This is a genomic window from uncultured Roseibium sp. (assembly GCF_947496995.1).
Classification (GTDB): domain Bacteria; phylum Pseudomonadota; class Alphaproteobacteria; order Rhizobiales; family Stappiaceae; genus Roseibium.
The window spans coordinates 1-2,277 of the sequence record NZ_CANMFD010000014.1; the positions used below are offsets into that span (position 1 = coordinate 1).

A 2,277-nucleotide genomic window follows, 5' to 3' on the forward strand; every position below is an offset into this window, starting at 1 on the left:
GATCCGAGGGGGCTTTTTGATTTGGTTGCGGGAGCAGGATTTGAACCTGCGACCTTCAGGTTATGAGCCTGACGAGCTACCGGACTGCTCCATCCCGCGTTATTTTTGTTTCAGGGGTTTGTTTGTGTCCCCGTTGGGCTTTTGTGCCGCCCGGTGAGGGCGCCCTTGCGGAGCGCAGCGGGCAAGGCGTTGCGCGCGTGAGCGCTTGTGTTGAAGATACAAAACTGAGCTTTGCAGGCCTGGCGGCGACCTACTCTCCCACACCTTAAGATGCAGTACCATTGGCGCTGGGGAGTTTCACGGCCGAGTTCGGGATGGGATCGGGTGGGGGCTCCCCGCTGGGGCCACCAGGCCGGCGAAGCGCAGTTTTGTTGTGAACTGGTCTTTTTGTTTGTGCTCGCGGCCGTACGCTGCGTTGCAGCTGGCCTGCGCAGGCGCGCCCTATCGGGCGGCGGCCGGTCGGCCTTGCGAACCTTTCGGTTCGGCTCTTTTCCCTTGCAGGTGTTGAGCGTGATGCGCTGAGAACAAACTGGTCTTATCGATGATTTTTTTCAGATTGGTTGTCTGTTTTCCAGAGCTTTCGCAAGGAACGGGAGTTCCGAGCTTGAGCGAGGCAAGCGCAAGTGCGCGCCGGCCACTTTTGGCCGCCCCCGCGGAGCGCCGCCCGAAGGGCGATGCGCGCGTGAGCGCAAACCAACCAATCTTTTCAAAGCGCCTAGGGCGCTTTTAAAAGATGAGCATTGACTAATGAGAGGATCAAGCCGAACGAGCTATTAGTAAAGCTAAGCTTCATGCATTGCTGCACGTCCACACGCTTCCTATCGACGTGGTGGTCTTCCACGGCTCTTCAGGGAGAACTGGTTTTGAGGTGGGTTTCCCGCTTAGATGCTTTCAGCGGTTATCCCTTCCGTACATAGCTACCCTGCAATGCGGCTGGCGCCACAACAGGTCCACCAGAGGTACGTCCATCCCGGTCCTCTCGTACTAGGGACAGATCCTCTCAATTCTCCTACACCCACGGCAGATAGGGACCGAACTGTCTCGCGACGTTCTGAACCCAACTCACGTACCACTTTAATTGGCGAACAGCCAAACCCTTGGGACCTGCTCCAGCCCCAGGATGTGATGAGTCGACATCGAGGTGCCAAACAATGCCGTCGATATGGACTCTTGGGCATCATCAGCCTGTTATCCCCGGCGTACCTTTTATCCGTTGAGCGATGGCCCTTCCACGAGGGACCACCGGATCACTATGGCCGTCTTTCGACTCTGCTCGACTTGTCAGTCTCGCAGTCAGGCAGGCTTATGCCATTGCACTCAACGAGCGATTTCCGACCGCTCTGAGCCCACCTTCGCGCGCCTCCGTTACCATTTGGGAGGCGACCGCCCCAGTCAAACTACCCGCCACACACGGTCCCGGATATGGTTGTACCGCGGTTAGATATCCATGACGACAAGGGTGGTATTTCAAGGGTGACTCCACCTCAGCTGGCGCCAAGGCTTCAACGTCTACCACCTATCCTACACATGTCGTGACGAATACCAGTGTGAAGCTGTAGTAAAGGTGCACGGGGTCTTTCCGTCTGACCGCAGGAACCCCGCATCTTCACGGGGAATTCAATTTCACTGAGTCTATGCTGGAGACAGCGGGGAAGTCGTTACGCCATTCGTGCAGGTCGGAACTTACCCGACAAGGAATTTCGCTACCTTAGGACCGTTATAGTTACGGCCGCCGTTTACTGGGGCTTCAATTCGGTGCTTGCACACCTCCTCTTAACCTTCCAGCACCGGGCAGGCGTCAGACCCTATACGTCGCCTTGCGGCTTCGCAGAGCCCTGTGTTTTTGATAAACAGTCGCCACCCCCTGGTCTGTGCCACCCCACAATGGTTGCCCACTATGAGGTCTCCCTTCTCGCGAACTTACGGGAGCATTTTGCCGAGTTCCTTCAGCATAGTTCTCTCAAGCGCCTTGGTATGCTCTACCAGTCCACCTGTGTCGGTTTCGGGTACGGTTTATACGTGGGAGCTATTTCCTGGAACACCTTCGCTGCACCCCCAATCCAATAAGGAGATACAACACACGGCATCCGTCACTACCCACAAGCTGCAGAATATTAACTGCATTCCCATCGACTACGCCTTTCGGCCTCGCCTTAGGGGCCGGCTAACCCTGCGCCGATTAGCGTTGCGCAGGAACCCTTGGACTTTCGGCGAGAGTGTCTCTCACACTCTTTATCGTTACTCATGTCAGCATTCGCACTTCTGATATCTCCAGGA

Annotated in this window: 1 tRNA gene and 2 rRNA genes; all 3 read right to left on the minus strand. The window is 56.3% G+C overall.

The features are described from left to right. Positions 1–22: 22 nt before the first annotated feature. Positions 23–99: transfer RNA gene (locus Q1B40_RS24655), tRNA-Met, on the minus strand. A gap of 138 nt (positions 100–237) precedes the next feature. Continuing rightward, positions 238–352, minus strand: a 5S ribosomal RNA gene (gene rrf, locus Q1B40_RS24660). A 400-nt stretch (positions 353–752) separates the two neighbouring features. Then, positions 753–2,277 (minus strand): 23S ribosomal RNA (locus tag Q1B40_RS24665); the annotation flags it as partial.